Annotated in this window: 33 protein-coding genes and 3 other RNA genes; all 36 read left to right on the top strand. The window is 62.7% G+C overall.

What is annotated here, in order from left to right; genetic code table 11:
• Positions 1 to 29: 29 nt before the first annotated feature.
• The 36 genes from GSUB_RS16235 to GSUB_RS16100 all read left to right on the top strand — a co-directional run bounded on the left by GSUB_RS16235 (position 30) and on the right by GSUB_RS16100 (position 16,599).
• Positions 30 to 299 carry a helix-turn-helix domain-containing protein gene (locus tag GSUB_RS16235; protein ID WP_052465019.1) on the top strand — a complete coding sequence of 90 codons (270 nt, stop codon included), beginning with the start codon at positions 30 to 32 and terminating at the stop codon, positions 297 to 299.
• A gap of 26 nt (positions 300 to 325) precedes the next feature.
• Entirely contained in the window at positions 326 to 2,521 is a 2,196-nt protein-coding gene (locus GSUB_RS16230; protein ID WP_040201778.1) for a Mu transposase C-terminal domain-containing protein, read from the top strand.
• Positions 2,514 to 2,891, top strand: coding sequence for a hypothetical protein (locus GSUB_RS16225; protein WP_040201776.1), 378 nt, complete (start codon positions 2,514 to 2,516; stop codon positions 2,889 to 2,891). The genes GSUB_RS16230 and GSUB_RS16225 overlap by 8 nt, the downstream gene beginning before the upstream one ends.
• A gap of 99 nt (positions 2,892 to 2,990) precedes the next feature.
• Positions 2,991 to 3,722: an AAA family ATPase gene (locus GSUB_RS16220; RefSeq protein ID WP_235269854.1), complete on the top strand. Its 732-nt coding sequence runs from the start codon at positions 2,991 to 2,993 to the stop codon at positions 3,720 to 3,722.
• A 71-nt stretch (positions 3,723 to 3,793) separates the two neighbouring features.
• Entirely contained in the window at positions 3,794 to 4,210 is a 417-nt protein-coding gene (locus GSUB_RS16215) for a hypothetical protein (RefSeq protein ID WP_040201774.1), read from the top strand.
• Entirely contained in the window at positions 4,207 to 4,539 is a 333-nt protein-coding gene (locus tag GSUB_RS16210) for a hypothetical protein (RefSeq protein WP_084212169.1), read from the top strand. Before GSUB_RS16215 ends, GSUB_RS16210 begins: the two co-directional genes overlap by 4 nt.
• Before the next feature lie 4 nt (positions 4,540 to 4,543).
• The gene (locus tag GSUB_RS16205) at positions 4,544 to 4,978 is read left to right on the top strand and encodes a hypothetical protein (RefSeq protein WP_040201772.1); all 435 of its coding nucleotides are present in this window, start codon (positions 4,544 to 4,546) and stop codon (positions 4,976 to 4,978) included.
• The gene (locus GSUB_RS19900; RefSeq protein ID WP_268747554.1) at positions 4,975 to 5,097 is read left to right on the top strand and encodes a hypothetical protein; all 123 of its coding nucleotides are present in this window, start codon (positions 4,975 to 4,977) and stop codon (positions 5,095 to 5,097) included. The genes GSUB_RS16205 and GSUB_RS19900 overlap by 4 nt, the downstream gene beginning before the upstream one ends.
• The gene (locus GSUB_RS19895) at positions 5,094 to 5,216 is read left to right on the top strand and encodes a hypothetical protein (RefSeq protein ID WP_268747553.1); all 123 of its coding nucleotides are present in this window, start codon (positions 5,094 to 5,096) and stop codon (positions 5,214 to 5,216) included. The genes GSUB_RS19900 and GSUB_RS19895 overlap by 4 nt, the downstream gene beginning before the upstream one ends.
• Entirely contained in the window at positions 5,209 to 5,349 is a 141-nt protein-coding gene (locus GSUB_RS19475) for a hypothetical protein (RefSeq protein ID WP_158414113.1), read from the top strand. The genes GSUB_RS19895 and GSUB_RS19475 overlap by 8 nt, the downstream gene beginning before the upstream one ends.
• 6 nt (positions 5,350 to 5,355) lie before the next feature.
• The gene (locus tag GSUB_RS16200; protein ID WP_040201771.1) at positions 5,356 to 5,976 is read left to right on the top strand and encodes a DUF3164 family protein; all 621 of its coding nucleotides are present in this window, start codon (positions 5,356 to 5,358) and stop codon (positions 5,974 to 5,976) included.
• 121 nt (positions 5,977 to 6,097) lie between these two features.
• Positions 6,098 to 6,262 (top strand): hypothetical protein, encoded by a 165-nt coding sequence (locus tag GSUB_RS19470; protein ID WP_158414112.1) that lies wholly within the window; start codon positions 6,098 to 6,100, stop codon positions 6,260 to 6,262.
• Positions 6,259 to 6,462 (top strand): hypothetical protein, encoded by a 204-nt coding sequence (locus GSUB_RS16195; RefSeq protein WP_040201770.1) that lies wholly within the window; start codon positions 6,259 to 6,261, stop codon positions 6,460 to 6,462. The genes GSUB_RS19470 and GSUB_RS16195 overlap by 4 nt, the downstream gene beginning before the upstream one ends.
• Positions 6,460 to 6,531: hammerhead ribozyme type II (locus GSUB_RS18810), an RNA gene on the top strand. The genes GSUB_RS16195 and GSUB_RS18810 overlap by 3 nt, the downstream gene beginning before the upstream one ends.
• A gap of 94 nt (positions 6,532 to 6,625) precedes the next feature.
• The gene (locus GSUB_RS16190; protein WP_040201768.1) at positions 6,626 to 6,811 is read left to right on the top strand and encodes a hypothetical protein; all 186 of its coding nucleotides are present in this window, start codon (positions 6,626 to 6,628) and stop codon (positions 6,809 to 6,811) included.
• On the top strand, positions 6,808 to 7,047 hold the full coding sequence (locus GSUB_RS16185; protein ID WP_040201767.1) for a hypothetical protein: 240 nt from the start codon (positions 6,808 to 6,810) through the stop codon (positions 7,045 to 7,047). Before GSUB_RS16190 ends, GSUB_RS16185 begins: the two co-directional genes overlap by 4 nt.
• A complete protein-coding gene (locus GSUB_RS16180; protein WP_040201766.1) occupies positions 7,047 to 7,232 on the top strand; it encodes a hypothetical protein in 186 nt (61 codons plus the stop codon). Before GSUB_RS16185 ends, GSUB_RS16180 begins: the two co-directional genes overlap by 1 nt.
• A complete protein-coding gene (gene nrdD / locus GSUB_RS18290) occupies positions 7,225 to 7,407 on the top strand; it encodes an anaerobic ribonucleoside-triphosphate reductase (RefSeq protein WP_052465018.1) in 183 nt (60 codons plus the stop codon). The genes GSUB_RS16180 and nrdD overlap by 8 nt, the downstream gene beginning before the upstream one ends.
• The gene (locus GSUB_RS16170; RefSeq protein WP_040201765.1) at positions 7,385 to 7,828 is read left to right on the top strand and encodes a gp16 family protein; all 444 of its coding nucleotides are present in this window, start codon (positions 7,385 to 7,387) and stop codon (positions 7,826 to 7,828) included. Before nrdD ends, GSUB_RS16170 begins: the two co-directional genes overlap by 23 nt.
• Before the next feature lie 7 nt (positions 7,829 to 7,835).
• An RNA gene (locus GSUB_RS18805) (hammerhead ribozyme type II) lies at positions 7,836 to 7,911 on the top strand.
• 300 nt (positions 7,912 to 8,211) lie between these two features.
• Positions 8,212 to 8,424, top strand: coding sequence for a hypothetical protein (locus GSUB_RS19205; RefSeq protein WP_144402054.1), 213 nt, complete (start codon positions 8,212 to 8,214; stop codon positions 8,422 to 8,424).
• The gene (locus tag GSUB_RS18285; protein ID WP_052465017.1) at positions 8,421 to 9,116 is read left to right on the top strand and encodes an ORF6N domain-containing protein; all 696 of its coding nucleotides are present in this window, start codon (positions 8,421 to 8,423) and stop codon (positions 9,114 to 9,116) included. Before GSUB_RS19205 ends, GSUB_RS18285 begins: the two co-directional genes overlap by 4 nt.
• 132 nt (positions 9,117 to 9,248) lie before the next feature.
• An RNA gene (locus GSUB_RS18800) (hammerhead ribozyme type II) lies at positions 9,249 to 9,324 on the top strand.
• Positions 9,325 to 9,342: 18 nt separating this feature from the next.
• Positions 9,343 to 9,510: a hypothetical protein gene (locus tag GSUB_RS19465; RefSeq protein ID WP_158414111.1), complete on the top strand. Its 168-nt coding sequence runs from the start codon at positions 9,343 to 9,345 to the stop codon at positions 9,508 to 9,510.
• Positions 9,495 to 9,686 carry a hypothetical protein gene (locus GSUB_RS19460; protein ID WP_158414110.1) on the top strand — a complete coding sequence of 64 codons (192 nt, stop codon included), beginning with the start codon at positions 9,495 to 9,497 and terminating at the stop codon, positions 9,684 to 9,686. Before GSUB_RS19465 ends, GSUB_RS19460 begins: the two co-directional genes overlap by 16 nt.
• Positions 9,683 to 10,477 (top strand): HI_1489 N-terminal domain-containing protein, encoded by a 795-nt coding sequence (locus GSUB_RS19200; protein WP_144402053.1) that lies wholly within the window; start codon positions 9,683 to 9,685, stop codon positions 10,475 to 10,477. The genes GSUB_RS19460 and GSUB_RS19200 overlap by 4 nt, the downstream gene beginning before the upstream one ends.
• Before the next feature lie 7 nt (positions 10,478 to 10,484).
• Positions 10,485 to 10,787 (top strand): MerR family transcriptional regulator, encoded by a 303-nt coding sequence (locus GSUB_RS16145; protein ID WP_040201762.1) that lies wholly within the window; start codon positions 10,485 to 10,487, stop codon positions 10,785 to 10,787.
• A gap of 120 nt (positions 10,788 to 10,907) precedes the next feature.
• Entirely contained in the window at positions 10,908 to 11,402 is a 495-nt protein-coding gene (locus tag GSUB_RS16140; protein ID WP_052465016.1) for a glycoside hydrolase family 108 protein, read from the top strand.
• Between the two features lie 14 nt (positions 11,403 to 11,416).
• Positions 11,417 to 11,638, top strand: coding sequence for a hypothetical protein (locus GSUB_RS16135; protein WP_040201760.1), 222 nt, complete (start codon positions 11,417 to 11,419; stop codon positions 11,636 to 11,638).
• A 106-nt stretch (positions 11,639 to 11,744) separates the two neighbouring features.
• Positions 11,745 to 11,972: a hypothetical protein gene (locus tag GSUB_RS19455; RefSeq protein ID WP_158414109.1), complete on the top strand. Its 228-nt coding sequence runs from the start codon at positions 11,745 to 11,747 to the stop codon at positions 11,970 to 11,972.
• A gap of 5 nt (positions 11,973 to 11,977) precedes the next feature.
• The gene (locus tag GSUB_RS16125; RefSeq protein ID WP_040201758.1) at positions 11,978 to 12,184 is read left to right on the top strand and encodes a TraR/DksA C4-type zinc finger protein; all 207 of its coding nucleotides are present in this window, start codon (positions 11,978 to 11,980) and stop codon (positions 12,182 to 12,184) included.
• On the top strand, positions 12,181 to 12,627 hold the full coding sequence (locus GSUB_RS16120; protein WP_040201756.1) for a DUF2730 family protein: 447 nt from the start codon (positions 12,181 to 12,183) through the stop codon (positions 12,625 to 12,627). Before GSUB_RS16125 ends, GSUB_RS16120 begins: the two co-directional genes overlap by 4 nt.
• Positions 12,624 to 12,920 (top strand): VpaChn25_0724 family phage protein, encoded by a 297-nt coding sequence (locus GSUB_RS16115; RefSeq protein ID WP_040201755.1) that lies wholly within the window; start codon positions 12,624 to 12,626, stop codon positions 12,918 to 12,920. Before GSUB_RS16120 ends, GSUB_RS16115 begins: the two co-directional genes overlap by 4 nt.
• A gap of 3 nt (positions 12,921 to 12,923) precedes the next feature.
• Positions 12,924 to 13,529: a DUF3486 family protein gene (locus GSUB_RS16110; RefSeq protein WP_040201754.1), complete on the top strand. Its 606-nt coding sequence runs from the start codon at positions 12,924 to 12,926 to the stop codon at positions 13,527 to 13,529.
• Positions 13,526 to 15,043 (top strand): hypothetical protein, encoded by a 1,518-nt coding sequence (locus tag GSUB_RS16105; RefSeq protein WP_040201753.1) that lies wholly within the window; start codon positions 13,526 to 13,528, stop codon positions 15,041 to 15,043. Before GSUB_RS16110 ends, GSUB_RS16105 begins: the two co-directional genes overlap by 4 nt.
• Positions 15,037 to 16,599, top strand: a complete 1,563-nt coding sequence (locus GSUB_RS16100; RefSeq protein ID WP_052465015.1) for a DUF935 domain-containing protein — start codon at positions 15,037 to 15,039, stop codon at positions 16,597 to 16,599. Before GSUB_RS16105 ends, GSUB_RS16100 begins: the two co-directional genes overlap by 7 nt.

Below are 16,599 nucleotides of genomic sequence, written 5' to 3'. Positions count from 1 at the left end.
GAGACCATCTCAGCAGGGAGGACACGTCCATGATTGCTCCTTTCCCGAAAAAAGGGCTCAGCGACGCAGAGCGCCGCGTCTGGGTCAAGGGCCAGCTTGAGCTGCGCGGCGAATCTTTTGCCACCATCGCGCGAGAGCTTGGCGTTTCGCGCCAGGCGGTGGGACGCGCCATGACCGACCGGCGCCCCCGGATGGAGCGGGCCATCGCAGCAAAGCTGGGGATGCCCCCCGAACAGATCTGGCCCGAGCGCTACGGGGCGGGGAAACATTGTAAACGAGGGCGCAAGCCACGGCAATAGCAAGTTTCCCCCGGGAGAGTCGAGCGATGAACGTGAAAACATCCGACATAGCCGCCGCGCTTGGCGTTGGTGACAGGGCCATCAGAAAGCGCGCCGCGAACGAAGGCTGGACGCCGCTGCCGAAGCGGGCCAAAGGCGGCGGAAAGGTCTACGACCTGGCGGCGCTGCCGATTTCGAGGGAGGAGCGCGAGCTGATCCGCGGCTACCTGGCCGATCAACAGCTGGGAAAGCTCACCGAAGAGACGCGCCAGATCCCCGAGGCGCTGCCTTGCGACGATCCGCAAACCGCCCTTGCGACCAAGGAGGATGCCGGCCTTCCCGCCGTGATCGACGTGCAGGACCTGGGTTCGCTCAAAACATGGCAGCAGCGGCGCATGGATGCGCGCCTGGTGTTTATTCGCCTGATCGAACGGGCCGAGATGGAAGCCGGCGTCTCTAAAGGGATTGACTACCTGGTGCGCGAATCGAAGGCGGGCACGCTGCCCGAGGAGCTGCAGGAGCTGGTGCCGGTGGCCAACGCGCGATCCGGCAAAGGCGGGGCACGGGCTCTGTCGCGGCGCACCCTGATGCGGTGGTGGAGCGATTACAAAAAATCCGGCGGAAACTACGCCGCCCTGGCCCCGAAAACCGTTGAAAAGGATCAGCTGCCGCCCTGGGCCGCCGCGTTTCTCAAGCAGTACCAGGTGCCGCAGAAAATCAGCGTGGCCGACGCCATCGAGCGCATGAAGATGGTTGCGCTGCCCGGTGAACCGATTCCCAGCGAGGGCCAAGCGCGCAGATTCCTGAAAAAGTTCAGCCGCCTCGATGTGCAACGCGGCCGCAAGACCGCAAGCGAGCTGCGGGGCCAGCGCATGTACCGCCAGCGCGACGTGAGCGAGTTCCTGCCGCTGGACATCGTGCAGATCGACGGCCACAGTTTCAAAGCCTACGTGGCGCACCCCAGCCACGGCCGCCCCTTTCACCCCGAGGTCTGCGCTGTGATCGACACGGTGACCAAGGTGGTGATCGGCTGGAGCGCGGGGCTTGCCGAGAGTGCAACCACGGTGGCCGACGCGATCCGTCACGGCGTCACCGTCGACGAAAACAAACCGGTGGGCGGCCTGCCGCTGTTCGTTTATGCCGACAAGGGCGCGGGCAACATGGCGAAGGTCAACATCGACAAGGTGGCTGGCCTCTTCCCCCGGGTCGGCATCAATTTCGAGAGCGGACGCCCGGGCAACCCGCAGGGGCGCGGCCTGGTGGAAAACCTCAATAAAGGATTGTGGATTCGCGCCGCAAAGAAGCTGCCGACCTACACCGGCAAGGATATGGACACCGCCGTCAAGCGCAAGGTTTATCTCGCACTGGATAAAGAGGTGAAGCAGGCCCAGAAAGAGCAGCGCGACGTGCAGTCCGACCTGATGATTCCCTGGGCGGAATTTCTGCTGCTGATGGAGAGCGCGGTGGAAGATTACAACCGCCGCCCCCATTCGGCCCTGCCGCGCATTACCGACCCGCAGACCGGCCGCCGCCGCAACATGTGCCCCCTTGAAGCCTGGGCCAGCTGGCTCGAACGTGGCTGGCGCCCCGAAACCCTGACCGACGACGAAATCGCGCTGCTGTTTCGCCCGCATCAGAGAGTCACCACCCGCAAGGGAATCGTGCGGTTGTGGAAGAACGTCTACGCCGATGCCGCGCTTGAGCACTATCACGGCGAGCAGGTCATGGTGGGCTACGACATCCACGACGCCAGCCGCGTTTGGGTGCGCGACCAGGAAGGCCGCCTGATCGTGATCGCCAAGCGCGACGCCAACAAGAGCGCATTCTTCCCGGTCTCGAAGGTCGAGCAGGCCCGCGAGGAGCGCTACAAAAACCGCATGCGCAATGTCGAGCGGCGGGCCGAAGAGATCGAGCTTGAGCGCCGCGGCGGACCGATCGAGGCGCGCAAAGCCCCCGAGGTCGTCGAGATTGCGCCGGAAGCCCTGGAGAAGTCAGAGCGCATCATCGCCAAGGTCGAGAAAAAAGGGCAGGCCGACTTCATGCCCAGCAACGACTACGAAGCCTACGAACGGCTGGAAGCCGAGCGCAAGCGCGGCGAGGCGCTGACCGAGAAAGAACAGCAATGGCTGGCGGATTACAACGCCTTCCTGGCCGGGAAAGGCAAGAAGGGCCTGCTGCGGTCCGGCTGGCAGCCGTTTGCTGAGAGGGCCCGCAAGGCCAGAGGGGAGCGAGGCGATGAATAACGACATCAGCAGCCGCAGTTATGACCCGGAGGCCGTCCTGAAATGGCATGAAAGGGACGTTCTCGCACAGCTCGACAGAGATTTCGGTCCGCAGTGGTCGGTGGAAAAGGAAGAGGCGTATTTCGAGGAGGCTTATCGGCGCCTGGATCATGTGGTGGGCGGGTGCGATATCCGCCGACGCTGGCTCGAAGAAGAGGGGCTGCGGCCCATGAACCTGCATGAGAGACGCAGGCACGAAACCCGGCTTGAAAATAACCGGCGGCTAAAGCTTGCCGCGCTTGACCGCAAGCATGAGCTGTGGCTCAACCCGCCGATGGGTGAGATCCCCAGCCGCGTGCTCGACGGGGCCAGGTTGCGCCGGGTCAAATAAAACAAGCCGCCGGCGAGGCCCCGCCGGCGGCAAATTGGGCGCGCCCTTTTTGGGGCGCAAAACAGCAACATTAAGGAGGATACCAAAATGAGGCACGTAATGGCAATGACCAAGAACATGCGGCGGTTTCTGGCCGCCGTCGATGAACTGATGGACCGCCCGATGGGCACCGAAGGCATGGGTCTGCTGTGGGGCGAACCCGGCGAGGGCAAGTCAACCTCCATCGCTTATGTCGTCAATGCCATGGACGGGATCTACGCCCGCGCCATGAGCAGTTGGACGGTGACCAGCATGCTCGGCTACTTGTGCAGAGAGCTGGGCGGGCAGCGCATGCTGCGCCGCGCCGATATGGTGGATTTCATCGTCGAGCAGCTCGCCGAGAACAAGCGTCCGATCTTCATCGACGAAGCCGATCACCTCTTCGACAAGCCGAAAAAGTTCGAGATGGCAGAAGCCCTGCGCGACATCTACGACATCAGCGGTTGCCCCATCATCCTGTGCGGGATGGAGGACATCGCCCGCACCGTGCAGGCCCACGGCCGCTTTGCCCGCCGCATCACCCAGTGGGTCGAATTCACCGGCATCGACCTGGATGACGCCCGCGCCGTGGCCGACGAGCTGTGTGAAGTCGGCGTTGCGGACTGCCTGCTGGCGCACCTGCACAGCTCGGCGCGCGGCAACATCGGCCGCATGGTGATCGGGCTGAGCAAGATCGAGCGCATGGGCAAGGCCAGCGGAATCGGGCGGGTTACCCATGAACAATGGGGCGACCGGGAGCTTTTCTACGATCAGCCTATTTTTACCACGCGACCGACGCGAAACGGCGGCTGACCCATTGAGTTCAGGACGCTTTTTATCCGCATTTACAATCCGTTCAATCTGAATTTATGGAGTTCGTTTTTATGGCTGGAAAAAAGGGCATGCAACATCGCCGCCGTCGACCCCACACCCTGCGCGCCAAGGCTTGGCAGAGCATGCGCATCATGCGCCGCTTCACCCTGCCTGACCTTTGCCGGACCCTCGGCCCAAGCCGGGGTAAGAACGACTACCAGAACCTTCGCAAATGGATGTCCAACCTCTGCGCCCACGGCGTGGTGGTCAAGGAAGGCCGCCCCGTTTCAGGCCGCGCCGGTGACTACCAGGTGTTTCGCCTGGTGCGCGACTCGGGGCCTCTTTACCCTCAATCCTGCGAGAAGTGCGGCAATTCAATCGCTTCTGCCTGTGAAAAAAAAGACAAAGAAACAGAAAAAGACAAAGAAGAAAACAAAGAGGACACCCCCGATGACGAAACCCTCAGAGTTGCGGGAGGCAAACAATGACCCACCCGGATCTGCTCAGCCTTCTGCGCCAGAAGGTGACCGAATACAACAGGGAGATGGGGCAAGGCGGCCAGTCGCGCGTTGCCGAGGAGCTTGGCTACTCCTCGGCGGCGATCAGCCAGGCTTTAAGCGGCAAGTATCGCGGCAACCTGAACAACCTTTTGACCCGCGTCGAGGAAGTCTATGGAAACTCGACCGTCGACTGTCCCGGCCTTGGCGAAACCATCACCCTGGGCAAATGCAGCCAGTGGCGCAAGAAGCCCTTTGCCGCCACCAACCCGCTGCGGGTGCACATGTACCGCGCCTGCCGCAACTGTAACAGGAGGTGAACCCATGCCCCACTGCCCCAAATGCAAAGGCGGCCCGGCGTACCTTGACGCTCAGGTCGACTACCTCGAAAACACCAAGATCCAGCGCGTGCGCTGCCTGCGCTGTGGTTTCAGCGTACAGCGCGAAGCGCCCAAGCGGGTTGAAGAGCGGGCGGTAAGACGCGCCGACCAGGCCAGCCAGGAGCGCACCGTGAAGAGCCGTAAGGCCTCTGAGAGCCGCCGCAAGTGGGTTGCCGAGCGCACCCGTACCTGCACTGTGCAGGGCTGCGAAGAGACCTACGTCGAAGGCTGCGCGACGTACCCGCTGTGCCCGGCCCATGCCCGGCTGTGGCGCAACTGGAATCAGGGCCAGCAAACCGCACCGCCGCCGCTGTTTGAGCAGGCTGACGGCACCTTTATCGAGAACCCCGAACGACGGACTTGCAGGAGGGCGTCATGAACGCTGTGTATCTGATCGCTATGTTTTTGCTGGGCGGCTTTGTCGGCATCGCCATCATGTGCGCCCTGGCCTTGAGCAGCACCGAAGAAAGCCCCGGCGAAAAAGGCCGGTCGGCATGATCCGCGACGCCACGCTGCTTTTTATCGGCATCGTTGTCGGCATCAACGTCATGGGCTTTATCCGCGTGTACCGCGAAGAGCGGGCCCGCCGCAGACTCTCAGGAGGTCAAAATGATTAACCGCATCCGCAATTATTTCGCCTGGCGCAAAGAACGCCGCATCCGCTACCAGCGCGCCGTCAAGAATGCCCAGCTGATGGTGGCCAATAACACCGTGCAGGGCCTCAATCAACCGAGTTTAAAGAAAGGATAAACCATCATGGAACAACAGATAAAAGACATCCCTCAAGGCTACATGGAAGACGCCCAGGGGCGGCTGATTCCGATGGAGAAGATCAGGCCCATCGACATCGAGCGCGACGCCCTGGTGCGCGAGATCGTCGAAGCCGCCCTCAAGCTGCGCCGGCACCTGGCTGAATTCAAGCTGCAGCGCCTGGGGGATATCGACGCCTTCATTGAACTTTCGCTGGAGCGCTACGGCGTCAAATTCGGCGGCGTCAAGGGCAACGTGCAGCTTTCGACCTTCGACGGCAAATACAAGGTGCGGCGCGATCAGGCCGAGCACCTGACGTTTGATGAAGGCGTGCAGGCCGCGAAAGCCTTGATCGACGAGTGCATCAACGAATGGGCCGAAGGCTCAAACGCCAACCTCAAGGTCATCGTCAACGATGCCTTCAAAGTCAACCAGGAGGGCAGACTCGATATTCGCCGCATCCTCGAGCTGCGCCGCTACGACATCGACGACCCGCGCTGGAACCGCGCCATGGACGCCATCGGCGAAAGCCTCCAGGTGGTCGGCTCCAGCACCTACCTGCGCATCTACGAGCGCACCGAGGGCGGCCGCTACGAGCAGATCCCGCTCGACCTGGCCAACGCCTGAGCTAAAGGGGGCCGCTATGCTGATCGTTGTAGGCAGCCAGACATGCCAGAGTACAGACGAAGCCCTTGACGCGCTCAAGCGCCGCTAAAAATACCCACCGATGGAGAGGAAGGAAGAAGCCATGGCACACAAATACCGCACCGCAAAACGTGAGGAAGGCACCTGCGCACAGTGCAAAAACCACCGCGTTCGCCCCGCAAGCGCACGGCTTGAATGCCCGCTGCAGTGCAACTACCAGGTCGGCCGGAAGTCAACCTGCGCCGCATTTGTAAAGGAGCAGTCATGATCGATCGAGACGGAGAGGTTCTGTACCTGGGCGATGTCGTTGAAGTCGACGAAGACCCCGAGCAGTTTGAAGCCGAGCGCGCCCAGATCGTCCGGGTCGGCAAGCAAAAAGTGCAGGTGCGCTTCCTGGCCGCAGGCATCAAGCCCGAAAAACAGTGGGTCAAGCCGCAGGATTGTACCCTGCTTGAGCGAGAAATCTAGCGAAACCGCGCCCCTCTTCAGGGGCCGGTCGTCCGGGGGTGGTGCCCCGGGCCTGATGAGCAGCCAGCCACCGAGGCTTTCGAGGTTTATTACCTCACCCGGAGCAGCGGCCCCCTCCTCCTGAGCCGCTGCGCCGGGGAACTTTTTTAAGGGGCTTGAGATCATGGCAACCGACTGGAAATGGGAAGCCGCCATGGCCGCGATCCGCCGCCAGACCGAGGAGGCCCAAAACCGCTATTACCACCAGGGGCTGGCCGCCCAGGGCGCGCCCTGCCCTTATCCATACACCTCGTTTGCCGCCATCCACTGGCGGCGCGGAGCCGCAGACGCGCGCAGGGGAGACCAATGAGCCGTATCCATTACGCAAAGATCGACGAAAGCGAGCGCCTTCAACGTGCTCACCGCCTGCTCTCCGACGGAGCCTGGCACAGCACCCGCGACATCATGCGCGCAGCCGACGTGTGCGCCGTCAATACGGTCATTGCCGAGCTGCGCTGCAACGGCTACGACATCGTGACCCGCTGCGTCGGCCGCGGGCGATTTGAGTACCAGATGATTCTCGAAAACCAAAGGAGCCTGTTCTGATGGGAAAAACAGTCGAAAACCCCAAGACGCACGTCGCCAGCTGCCGCATGACCGGCGAGGTCTACCGGGCGATGATCGCCGACGCTAAAAAACGCGGCGTGTGCATCAGCGATTACCTTGAAACCGCCGTCATGCAGCAGATCTACAGCGATGTGAGGTCAGAAATGGAGCGGCGCGATGCCTAAATGCAGCCGCCCCACAGAGGTCTGGTCCCGCGTCTGCGGTTTCTTTCGGCCCGTGCAGCAGTGGAACAAGGGCAAGCGTCAGGAATACAAAGACCGCACGCCCTATTTGAGCAGCCACCAAGACGCTAAGAACACCAAGAAAGGCAAAGGCCATGGCGACCAAGAAGCAGATTAAGTTGATCCATGTGGTCAAGGGCGCGCTGAATCTCGATGACGACGCCTACCGCGACATCCTCGCCACCTACGGCGCCAGCTCCAGCAAGGACTTAACCCCCTTCAAGGCCGCGAAGCTGCTGGCCGACCTGGAGCACAAGGCCGAAGCCGCAGGCGTCTGGAAGCGCCGTGGCGCACCCGGCGGCAAAGGCAAGCGGCCGCACAACATCGAGGCGGGCCGCTACGGCCGCGCCGCGCAGCTGGCGAAGATCGAAGCGCTGCTCACCGTTGGCGGCAAGCCCTGGGGCTATGCCGATGCCCTGGCGCAGCGGATCTGCAAGGTCGACAAGGTCGCCTGGGTGCCGGATGACGAGCTTTACAAGCTGATTACGGCGCTCAGGAAGCAGGCGGTGCGTGAGGGGTGGGATTTGAGCGGGGAGTGAGCCTGACTTGCGAAACGTGACATGACATTTTGTCATGTCGCGTCTGCCGGATGTGGCGACCCGGTACTGATGAGCAGCCACAGGTGAAGACAATGCAGAAACTTGACACAAAAACCGCTTCGGGCTACGCTTGCCCTGCTGCTGGCAAAATCCAGTGGCCGGGTTTGACGGCCCGAAACACCCAAGGCGGACGCAACCGCCGAGAGTCTCAGGCGGTTTTTGTGCGTCCGGAACATGGTCGCGCCTTCAGTTGGGCGCGTCATGTGGGGAGCCTTCTGGCTCGCCGGCTTCCTTGGGTGCCGGTCCGTCAACCCGCATGGCGCGCCCTCTTTTCGTTTGACGGCGGGAAGAGGGGGATTCAACCCCAACCCAAGGAGAAAATCATGACCCAACCCGCTCCCCATCCCCTGGATGCTCTCTCAGAGTGCATCTGCAAGTCGGCCTTTCTGGCCGACGCCCTTTCCTGCTTCGCCGCCCACAGCCGCGACAACCTCAGCCCGCGCGGGCTTGAGGGGCTCAGCATGCTTCTGGCGGACATCGAGCGCAACATCACTCACGCAAAGAACACCCTTGAAGAGAAGGAGGCAACCGCATGAGCAAAAAACAAGCTCAGAGCTATCTTGACGATGTTTTCGACTCCCTTTTCCAGCCTGCCGTTCGGTCCGCCGTACTGGCGGATGCAGGAGCAAAAATTTATCAACTTGCAGACCGCGAACCCTTCATGGTGCAGTCCGACCTGGCGAAAATTTATGGGGTAACAACCCGAGAGTTAAACCAGGCCAGGAACAGAAACCCCGCCAAGTTTCAGGAAGGAACGGCCTACTTTCAGCTGGAAAGGCGCGAGGTCACAAAATGTGATATCGCCTATAACGGCGGTCATCTTCCCTATGCCTACACCCGTCGCGGCGCCTATATGTTTGCCACCATCCTGCAAACGCCGGAGGCGACCGAGCAGGCGATCCGCATCGTCGAAGGTTTTATGGCTTTCGAGCATGCGCTTGAGAAACAGGACAGGCCAGCCGCACCGAGCGAGCGATTTGCCCCGGCACCGCAGGCCGCCACGAAAACGCGCACCATCCCTGAAGACCGCTATTACGAGCTGATAGAGTGCGAAAACCGGATGTTGCGAGGCGTGCAGCGCGCGAGGATAGCTCCCGACATGAAAAGGCAGATCATCACCTACCACAATCAAGGGTTAAAGCCTGCGAAAATTAGAGACTTGACCGGCGTCAACATTAACACCATCGCAACCCAGATCTATAAACACAAAAGAGGGGAGCTGGAATGATACCTAGAATACTGGGGTACAACGGGAATAAAGTCATTTTGGATGCCAACGAGTATGCCGCTTTTATTGCCGAGCTAGAGCAGCTCAAGAGATGGAAGGCTGAGGCTGAGGCGGAGAAGAAGCGTCGAACTTAAGCGAAACGTGAGGCCGCATTTTGCGACCTCACGTCTGCCGGGCGTGGCGACCCGGTACTGACGAGCAGCCATAAAAAGATGGGAGGCAACGGATGAAGCGCCTTTTTTTTCGACTAACCCGCATCACCTGCAGCTACGGCGGGCCGCTGCGCGTCTGGTGGAAGTGCTGGGGTTTCGAGCGCTGCGACGCGCCCTATGATGTGCTCGAATGGTCGCTGATGCTCGGGCCGGTGATGGTGTGCAAATGGAGGAAGATATGACCGAAAAAGAATTGGTTGACGCCATTTTGACGACTGGGCGCCCCTATATCGACGACGGCGACATTGACGCCGCCTGCGTAAAGCGCCTCAAGTTCGCCGGGGACCAGTTCGGCAGAGACGGCGACGTCGCCAAGGATCTGTTGCGCATCGTCGAACGCTTGCTGGACCTGGCATGAAACTGCGCTGCCCCTGCTGCCACGCCAGCAACAGCCTTGAAGCCTTCACCGCCGACGAATCCGGCCGCGAGCTGCTGGTTCTGCTCGCCGGCAGCGGCCCGCTGTTCAAGCCGCTGGTGGCCTACCTGGGCTGCTTTCGCCCGGCGTCGCGAGATTTAAGCCATGCCCGCGCCCTCAAGCTGGCGCGCGAGGTGCTTGAGCTGCCCGCCGACCGCAGCGCCCTGGCCACGGCCCTGACCGAGACCGTCGAAGCCATGCGCGCCAAGCGCGACCAGGGCGACGTGCGGCCGCTGAAGAACCATAATTACCTGAAACGCGTTGTTGAGTCCGTCGACGCCGGGGCGCATGCCGTGACAGAATATGTCGCAAACGACAACCCCGCCCCACGCGGCAAGCGGGCTTCGGCCATCGTGGCGCTCTCAGAGTGGGCGGGAAGCGGCTGGCTGGAGCGCGGCCTGGCTGAAGGGCTCTCGGCGCTGCTGACGCTGGGGCTTGACGGCACGCCCGCCGCCGATGTGATCTGCCGCACCGCCGATATCTGGCGGCTGGTGGCCCAGCGCCAGGGCTTGAAGATTGAAGAGATCGACGCGCCGCGCATCCGCAAGGGTTTTGAAAAGCTGCTGTCCCAGGGGCTCAAACGCTGGCCCGAACCCGCAGCGCTGATCGAGGCCCTGCCGCGCCGCCCCGACCGGCCAAAGCTCGACGAGCCGCCGCTCAGCGACGCAGAGCGCGAAGCCGGAAAACAGCGGCTGCGCGAGCTGCGCGAACAGCTTGCCAAGAAAGGAGAGTGAACAGCCTATGGACCTCGCCCAAGAAAAGCTCAACGGCATGCTCAAGGCCGCAGGCCTGCCGGTGCGCCCCAGCTACCGGCGCAGCGAGGTGTGTCTGATCCTGGGTGTCTCAGAGCGTACATTCTGGCGCATGGTCGCCGCCTACGATCAGGAGCTTGACGGCAGCCCCCGCCTGCCCTGGACGCTCGATAGCTACATGACGCGCGGCCACCACCGGGTACGCTACCAGGAGCTGGTTGATTTCCTCGCCCGCAACCGCACCATCACCCGCAAGTTCGACGACCCCAACCAGATGGACCTGCCTCTTTAGAATTATCTCACCCCTGACAAACCGCCCGCCGCCCGGCGGGCTTTTTCATACCCTGACCGTGACAGAATACGTCACACTGCAACGCCGCCGGGCCCGCCTGGCGGCTTTAAGGGTATCGACATGGGCCATTCCGAGACAGATCATTTCAATAATGCGGTGATGCGTACCATCCAGCATGAAGGCGGCTACGTCGACGACGCGCACGATCGCGGCGGCGCGACGAAGTACGGCATCAGCCGCCGCGCCTATCCCGACCTTGACATTGCCAATCTCTCGATGGCCCACGCTGTGGCCATCTACCGCGAAGACTACTGGGAGAAGCCCGGCATCTGGCGCATTAAGCACCCGGATCTGGCCGCGCGCCTGTTCGACCTGGGGGTCAACTGCGGGCCCGGGGCGGCTGTGCGCATGCTGCAGCGTGCCTGCAACCTGCTGCGCGCCGGGGGCTCTCTGGTTGTGGACGGCCTGCTTGGCCCCGTCACCGCCGCCGCCGTCAACGAGTACGATCACCCGCGCGCCCTGCTTGCTGCGCTTAAATACCAGGCCGCCGGGCACTACATATCCCTTGATCAGCCGCGCTTTCTGGCCGGCTGGCTGGGCCGTCTCGAAAGCTGAAAGGAGCACACCCTATGGCAACCGGAAAGAAAATCTATCTCTCCAAAACCTTCTGGACCAACGTCGTCGCACTGCTGGCGATGGTTTTACAGTCCTTTACAGGCTTTGTAATCGACCCTGAAACACAGGTTTCGCTCCTCGCCGCCATCAACGTGGCGTTGCGTCTGATGACCAAAGAGCCGGTGACCTGGGGGGATAAGACCGACCCGCACGTCGGCGCACAGGGCACGGACTAAGCGGCGGTGCTGGAGGCAATCGCAGGCATCGCGGCGGTCATCGTCGCGCTGCTGCACCACTACCAGGAATGGAAGGCGCGCCAGGATGAGCGGCGCGGAACCGAGGATGAGCAAGAGATACGCCGGGCTGTGGCTGAGAGGGACGCTGATCGCGTCAGCGCTCGTATTGACGAGCTGCGCCGCAAAGCCGCCCGAGAACATTTATCTGCGGGGCAGCAGCGAGACGATCGCCCTTGAGGCGACAGAGCCCGCCCCCTTTACCGGCTGGCTGCTCTCCGACGAGGCGCTGGTCGATCTGCTGGAGTGCTGCGGCGACCGGCTGCAAGAAGAATAGACGACATGGCTGACGATATCGACCGGGCGCAGAGGCACAACGAGCGCTACCAGGCCCAGGCGCTCGACGCCTGGCGCAACCGACAGAGCAGCGCCGCCGGGCGCACACACTGTATCGACTGCGAAGAGGAGATCCCGTTGAAACGCCGCCAGGCCAACCCCAATGCTGTGCGCTGCATCGACTGCCAGCGCGAGATCGAGGCGCACCGATGATTGAAAACTACGGCGCGGCGCGGTTCTGGTTCGACGTGGTCCAGCTGGGCGGGTTGATTGCGCTGGGGATCTTTTCCTGGTGGCGCGATCGCGAGAAGGTGACCTCAAAGCGTTTCAGGGCGGTTGAAGCGGCGGTGAATGACCGGGCCCCCAAAACACAGGTGGACGCCCTGAGAAAACGGCTCGACGCTGTGACGTCCCCAGCCGACTGCAGGGATCACCATAAACGAATCGATGAAATCATGGCGCTGCACGGCGACCGGATCCGCACCGTTGAAGGCGAAGTCAAGCACCTGCCCAACCACACAGACCTCGCTAAAGTCTACCGCCGCATCGACCAGATCCACGGCGACGTGCACGAGCTGGTGGGCGCGGTCAAGGGCCTGAACAACAACCTGCAACTGGTGCATGAGCACCTGCTGAACAACCGGGGGAACACATGAGCTTTGCCGATCTTGTCACTGCGGATATCCGGCTGGTGATTCTAAAGGCGCTGGCAGAAGACCAGGGCTACAGCGCAAACGAGTCCATCCTGCAAGAGATTCTAGGGCTTTTCGGGCACACCGTGACCCGTGACCGGGTGCGCACCGAGCTTGGCTGGCTCGAAGAGCAGGGGCTGGTGACCGTGGGCGATACCGCAGGCATCAAGGTTGCGCGCATCACCGGGCGCGGCATCGACGTCTCTACCGGCGCCGCCCGCGTCGACGGCATCAAGCGCCCCCGGCCGAGGGCGTAACCCATGGGCCGCACGCGCAAAAAGCGCCAGCAGTCGAGCATTGACCTTTTGCCAGACGATATCCGCGCCCAGCTCAACGAGCTGCTCGCCGATCGCCGCGTCACGCAGCTCGAAGCGGTGAGGCGCATCAACGCCATGCTCGAAGATTTGCGCACCCGCGCCGATCTGCCCGACGGGACGCCGGAGAGGCTGAGTAAAAGCGCAGTCAACCGCTACGCGCTTGAGATGGAGGAGATCGGCAAGGAGCTGCGCGAGTCGCGCGAAATCGCCGAAGTGTGGATCGGCAAGCTCGGAGCCGCGCCCCAGGGGCAGGTCGGCAGCCTGGTCAACGAGATCCTGCGCAGCCTCTCCTTCGACCTGACCCGCATGCTCAAGCGCGGCGGGGTCGACCCTGAGAACGCCCCGGCGGTGGTCGGCATGCTTAAAGACCTGGCGCTGACCACACAGCGTCTTGAACAGGCCGCAAACCTCAACGTCAAGCGCGAGGCAGAGATCCGCAGGCAGGCCGCCGAGGCCGCGGCCGACGTGACGGAGAAGACCCTGGCCAACCAGGGCATGAGCCGCGATTCGATCGAGGCGATCAAACGCGAGATTCTGGGGACTGCATGAGCGAGACGCCCGAAAGCATTTTGCTGCCCTACCAGCGGCGCTGGGTTGCCGATGAATCGCAGCTCAAAATCGCCGAGAAAAGCCGCCGGACCGGTCTGACCTGGGCCGAAGCGGCGGACGCGGTTCTCTCCGCAAGCGCGTCGAAAGCGGCAGGCGGCACCAATCATTTTTACGTCGGCTCCAATAAGGAGATGGCGATCGAGTTTATCGACGCCTGCGCCATGTGGGCAAAGGCGTTCAATCGGGCCGCCAGCGAGATCCAGGAAGAGATCCTCGAAGACGAGGACAAAGACATCCTCACCTACACCATCCGCTTTACCAGCGGGTTCAAGATTCAGGCGCTTTCCTCCAGGCCCTCGAACATGCGCGGCCGGCAGGGCAACGTCACCATCGACGAGGCCGCCTTCCACGAGCAGCTGGCCGAAGTGCTCAAAGCGGCGCTGGCGCTGACCATGTGGGGCGCAAAGGTGCGGCTGATCAGCACCCACAACGGCGTGGAGAACCTGTTCAACGAGATCATTCAGGACAGCCGCGCCGGTAAGAAACGCTACAGCGTGCACCGCATTACTCTCGACGACGCCTGCCGCGACGGTCTGTACAAGCGCATCTGCCAGGTGCGCGGCACCGACTGGAGCCAGGCGGCCGAAGACGAATGGAAAAACAACCTGCTGCGCGACACCGCCACCCGCGAAGACGCGCTGGAGGAATATTACTGCGTGCCCAAGAGCGGCGGCGGGGCCTACCTGTCGCGCGCGCTGATCGAGTCGCGCATGGGCGAAGCACCGGTCTTGCGTTTCGAGGGATCGGCCGAATTCAACGGCTGGCCGGAACATCTGCGCGAAGCCGAGATGCGCGACTGGTGCGAGAAAGAGCTGCTGCCGCACCTCACCGCCCTTGACCCGGGCGACCCGCACGCTTTCGGGGAAGACTTCGGGCGCTCTGGCGACCTGACGGTGATCGCCCCGATCGCCATCCGCCGCGACCTCTCGCGGTTTGTGCCGTTCCTGGTCGAGCTGCGCAACGTGCCGTTCAAGCAACAGGAGCAGGTGCTCAACTACATCGCCGACCGCCTGCCGCGACTGCAGGCCGGCGCACTCGATGCGCGCGGAAACGGGCAATACCTGGCCGAGCAGACCGCCTACCGCTACGGCGCGGGGCGCATCGAAGCGGTGATGCTCTCACAAGGCTGGTACCTGGAGAACATGCCAAAGCTCAAGGCGGCTTTCGAGGATGATCTGCTCTCGATCCCCCGCGACCGCGAGGTGCTCGATGACCTGCGGGCGCTGCAGGTAGTCAAAGGCATCCCGAGGCTTCCGGAGGGCAAGACCGGCGACAGCAAGAACCGCCACGGCGACGCCGCCATCGCCATTGCCATGGCGTACTACGCAAGCCTGATGGAGGCGGTAGAGATCGACTTTACCGCCGCCCCCGGATCGAACAGCGGCTGGAACGGCTCGGCCGACGAGGACGATAACAATGACGACCTGGCCGAGGCCATAGGAGGTGCATGGTGAGTGTCAAAAGCCTCGTGAAACGGCTGTTCGGCGCAGATGAAACCGACGCGCTCAAAGAGCAGCAGACCGACAACGAATCGCGCATCGGCATGCTCAAGCGCGAATTCGCCGAGCACCCCAGCAAGGGCCTGACCCCTGCCCGGCTCTACCGCATTCTCGAAGACGCCGAGCGCGGCGACATCAAGGCGCAGCACGAGCTGTTCGACGACATGGAGGAGAAAGACCCGCAGATCGCCGCAGACCTGGGTAAGCGCCGCCAGCTCGCCGCCGAAATGGAATGGCAGATCGTGGCACCCGACGGCGCAAACGCCCAGGAGAAAAAGGCGGCGGAATTCTGCGCCGATGTGTTCAGCGGCATTGAGGTCGAAGATCTGATTATCGAAATGGGCTCGGGCATCGGCCACGGCTGGGCCAACCTGGAGCTGCCCTGGTCGATCGACGGCGGCCGGCGCATTATCGAGCAGCCGATCTTTCGGCCGCATTCGTGGTTTCGCCTGCCGCTCGACAACCAGCAGGAGCTGCGCCTGCGCGACAACTCGGCAACCGGTGCGCCGCTGTGGCCACTGGGTTGGGTACAGCACCGCCACCGCGCCAAGGCGGGCTATGTGTCAAGGTCCGGCCTGCTCCGGGTGCTGGCCTGGCCCTACCTGTTTCAGAACTACGCACTGGGCGATCTGGCCGAGCTGCTCGAAATCTACGGTCTGCCCGCGCGCATCGGCACCTATCCGCGCAACGCCACCTCGAAAGAGAGGGCAACGCTGCTGCGGGCGGTCACAACGCTTGGCCACCGCGCCGCCGGCATCATCCCCGAAGGGATGCAGATCGAGTTCAAAGAGGCGGCAAACGGCAAGTCCGACCTGTTCGAGTCCATGATGCGTTGGTGCGAACGGGCCAAGGGCAAGGCGATTCTGGGCTCCACACTGACCAGCGGCACCGGCGAGGGCACCAATACCAACGCGCTGGGCAACGTGCACGAGCGCAGCCAGCAGAGCCTGCTGCGCTCCGACGCGCGCCAGTACGCCGGCACCATCTGCCGCGACATCCTGTGGCCGATGGCCGCGCTCAACTTCGGCATCGAAGACCGCCGCCGCGCGCCGAGGTTCTTTCTCGACCCCGGCGACACCGAGGATTTCAAGCTGCTCTCGGAGAGCCTGCCGGTGTTTGTCGACCTGGGCGCCAAGATCCCCTCCTGGTGGCTGCATGAAAAGACCCGCATCCCGCAGGCCGAAGAAGGAGAAGAGGTTTTGCAGCGAAGCGTCAAACCCGCCCCGCCCGAGTCTCTGACCGCGCTTGCGGCGCTTAAAGGGCAGAGTGAAGCCGATGACCCACAGGCGCAGCAGATCGCCCGGCTCGAGCGTGAAGCGCGCAAGCCGGTCGAAGACATGGTCGAGGTGATCCGCCGCAAGGTGGAGCAGGCGAGCTCTCTCGAGGAGCTGCGCGACTCGCTGATCGAGGCCTGGCCCGAGATGGACTCGGCCGCGCTGGCCGATGCGATGGCGCAGGCCCTGGCCGCTGCGGCCCTGGCCGGGCGTTACGAGATTCTGGAGGATCTCTAG

It is taken from the genome of Geoalkalibacter subterraneus (genome assembly GCF_000827125.1).
GTDB classification, from domain to species: Bacteria; Desulfobacterota; Desulfuromonadia; order Desulfuromonadales; family Geoalkalibacteraceae; genus Geoalkalibacter_A; species Geoalkalibacter_A subterraneus.
Note: the sequence above shows the minus strand (reverse complement) of the source record. Positions and strands in the feature narration are given on the sequence as shown.

Coding starts and splice junctions, on each gene's coding strand:
- GSUB_RS16235 (WP_052465019.1), top strand. CDS start 30: ATGATTGCTCCTTTCCCGAAAAAAGGGCTCAGCGACGCAGAGCGCCGC.
- GSUB_RS16230 (WP_040201778.1), top strand. CDS start 326: ATGAACGTGAAAACATCCGACATAGCCGCCGCGCTTGGCGTTGGTGAC.
- GSUB_RS16225 (WP_040201776.1), top strand. CDS start 2,514: ATGAATAACGACATCAGCAGCCGCAGTTATGACCCGGAGGCCGTCCTG.
- GSUB_RS16220 (WP_235269854.1), top strand. CDS start 2,991: ATGGCAATGACCAAGAACATGCGGCGGTTTCTGGCCGCCGTCGATGAA.
- GSUB_RS16215 (WP_040201774.1), top strand. CDS start 3,794: ATGGCTGGAAAAAAGGGCATGCAACATCGCCGCCGTCGACCCCACACC.
- GSUB_RS16210 (WP_084212169.1), top strand. CDS start 4,207: ATGACCCACCCGGATCTGCTCAGCCTTCTGCGCCAGAAGGTGACCGAA.
- GSUB_RS16205 (WP_040201772.1), top strand. CDS start 4,544: ATGCCCCACTGCCCCAAATGCAAAGGCGGCCCGGCGTACCTTGACGCT.
- GSUB_RS19900 (WP_268747554.1), top strand. CDS start 4,975: ATGAACGCTGTGTATCTGATCGCTATGTTTTTGCTGGGCGGCTTTGTC.
- GSUB_RS19895 (WP_268747553.1), top strand. CDS start 5,094: ATGATCCGCGACGCCACGCTGCTTTTTATCGGCATCGTTGTCGGCATC.
- GSUB_RS19475 (WP_158414113.1), top strand. CDS start 5,209: ATGATTAACCGCATCCGCAATTATTTCGCCTGGCGCAAAGAACGCCGC.
- GSUB_RS16200 (WP_040201771.1), top strand. CDS start 5,356: ATGGAACAACAGATAAAAGACATCCCTCAAGGCTACATGGAAGACGCC.
- GSUB_RS19470 (WP_158414112.1), top strand. CDS start 6,098: ATGGCACACAAATACCGCACCGCAAAACGTGAGGAAGGCACCTGCGCA.
- GSUB_RS16195 (WP_040201770.1), top strand. CDS start 6,259: ATGATCGATCGAGACGGAGAGGTTCTGTACCTGGGCGATGTCGTTGAA.
- GSUB_RS16190 (WP_040201768.1), top strand. CDS start 6,626: ATGGCAACCGACTGGAAATGGGAAGCCGCCATGGCCGCGATCCGCCGC.
- GSUB_RS16185 (WP_040201767.1), top strand. CDS start 6,808: ATGAGCCGTATCCATTACGCAAAGATCGACGAAAGCGAGCGCCTTCAA.
- GSUB_RS16180 (WP_040201766.1), top strand. CDS start 7,047: ATGGGAAAAACAGTCGAAAACCCCAAGACGCACGTCGCCAGCTGCCGC.
- nrdD (WP_052465018.1), top strand. CDS start 7,225: ATGCCTAAATGCAGCCGCCCCACAGAGGTCTGGTCCCGCGTCTGCGGT.
- GSUB_RS16170 (WP_040201765.1), top strand. CDS start 7,385: ATGGCGACCAAGAAGCAGATTAAGTTGATCCATGTGGTCAAGGGCGCG.
- GSUB_RS19205 (WP_144402054.1), top strand. CDS start 8,212: ATGACCCAACCCGCTCCCCATCCCCTGGATGCTCTCTCAGAGTGCATC.
- GSUB_RS18285 (WP_052465017.1), top strand. CDS start 8,421: ATGAGCAAAAAACAAGCTCAGAGCTATCTTGACGATGTTTTCGACTCC.
- GSUB_RS19465 (WP_158414111.1), top strand. CDS start 9,343: ATGAAGCGCCTTTTTTTTCGACTAACCCGCATCACCTGCAGCTACGGC.
- GSUB_RS19460 (WP_158414110.1), top strand. CDS start 9,495: ATGGAGGAAGATATGACCGAAAAAGAATTGGTTGACGCCATTTTGACG.
- GSUB_RS19200 (WP_144402053.1), top strand. CDS start 9,683: ATGAAACTGCGCTGCCCCTGCTGCCACGCCAGCAACAGCCTTGAAGCC.
- GSUB_RS16145 (WP_040201762.1), top strand. CDS start 10,485: ATGGACCTCGCCCAAGAAAAGCTCAACGGCATGCTCAAGGCCGCAGGC.
- GSUB_RS16140 (WP_052465016.1), top strand. CDS start 10,908: ATGGGCCATTCCGAGACAGATCATTTCAATAATGCGGTGATGCGTACC.
- GSUB_RS16135 (WP_040201760.1), top strand. CDS start 11,417: ATGGCAACCGGAAAGAAAATCTATCTCTCCAAAACCTTCTGGACCAAC.
- GSUB_RS19455 (WP_158414109.1), top strand. CDS start 11,745: ATGAGCAAGAGATACGCCGGGCTGTGGCTGAGAGGGACGCTGATCGCG.
- GSUB_RS16125 (WP_040201758.1), top strand. CDS start 11,978: ATGGCTGACGATATCGACCGGGCGCAGAGGCACAACGAGCGCTACCAG.
- GSUB_RS16120 (WP_040201756.1), top strand. CDS start 12,181: ATGATTGAAAACTACGGCGCGGCGCGGTTCTGGTTCGACGTGGTCCAG.
- GSUB_RS16115 (WP_040201755.1), top strand. CDS start 12,624: ATGAGCTTTGCCGATCTTGTCACTGCGGATATCCGGCTGGTGATTCTA.
- GSUB_RS16110 (WP_040201754.1), top strand. CDS start 12,924: ATGGGCCGCACGCGCAAAAAGCGCCAGCAGTCGAGCATTGACCTTTTG.
- GSUB_RS16105 (WP_040201753.1), top strand. CDS start 13,526: ATGAGCGAGACGCCCGAAAGCATTTTGCTGCCCTACCAGCGGCGCTGG.
- GSUB_RS16100 (WP_052465015.1), top strand. CDS start 15,037: ATGGTGAGTGTCAAAAGCCTCGTGAAACGGCTGTTCGGCGCAGATGAA.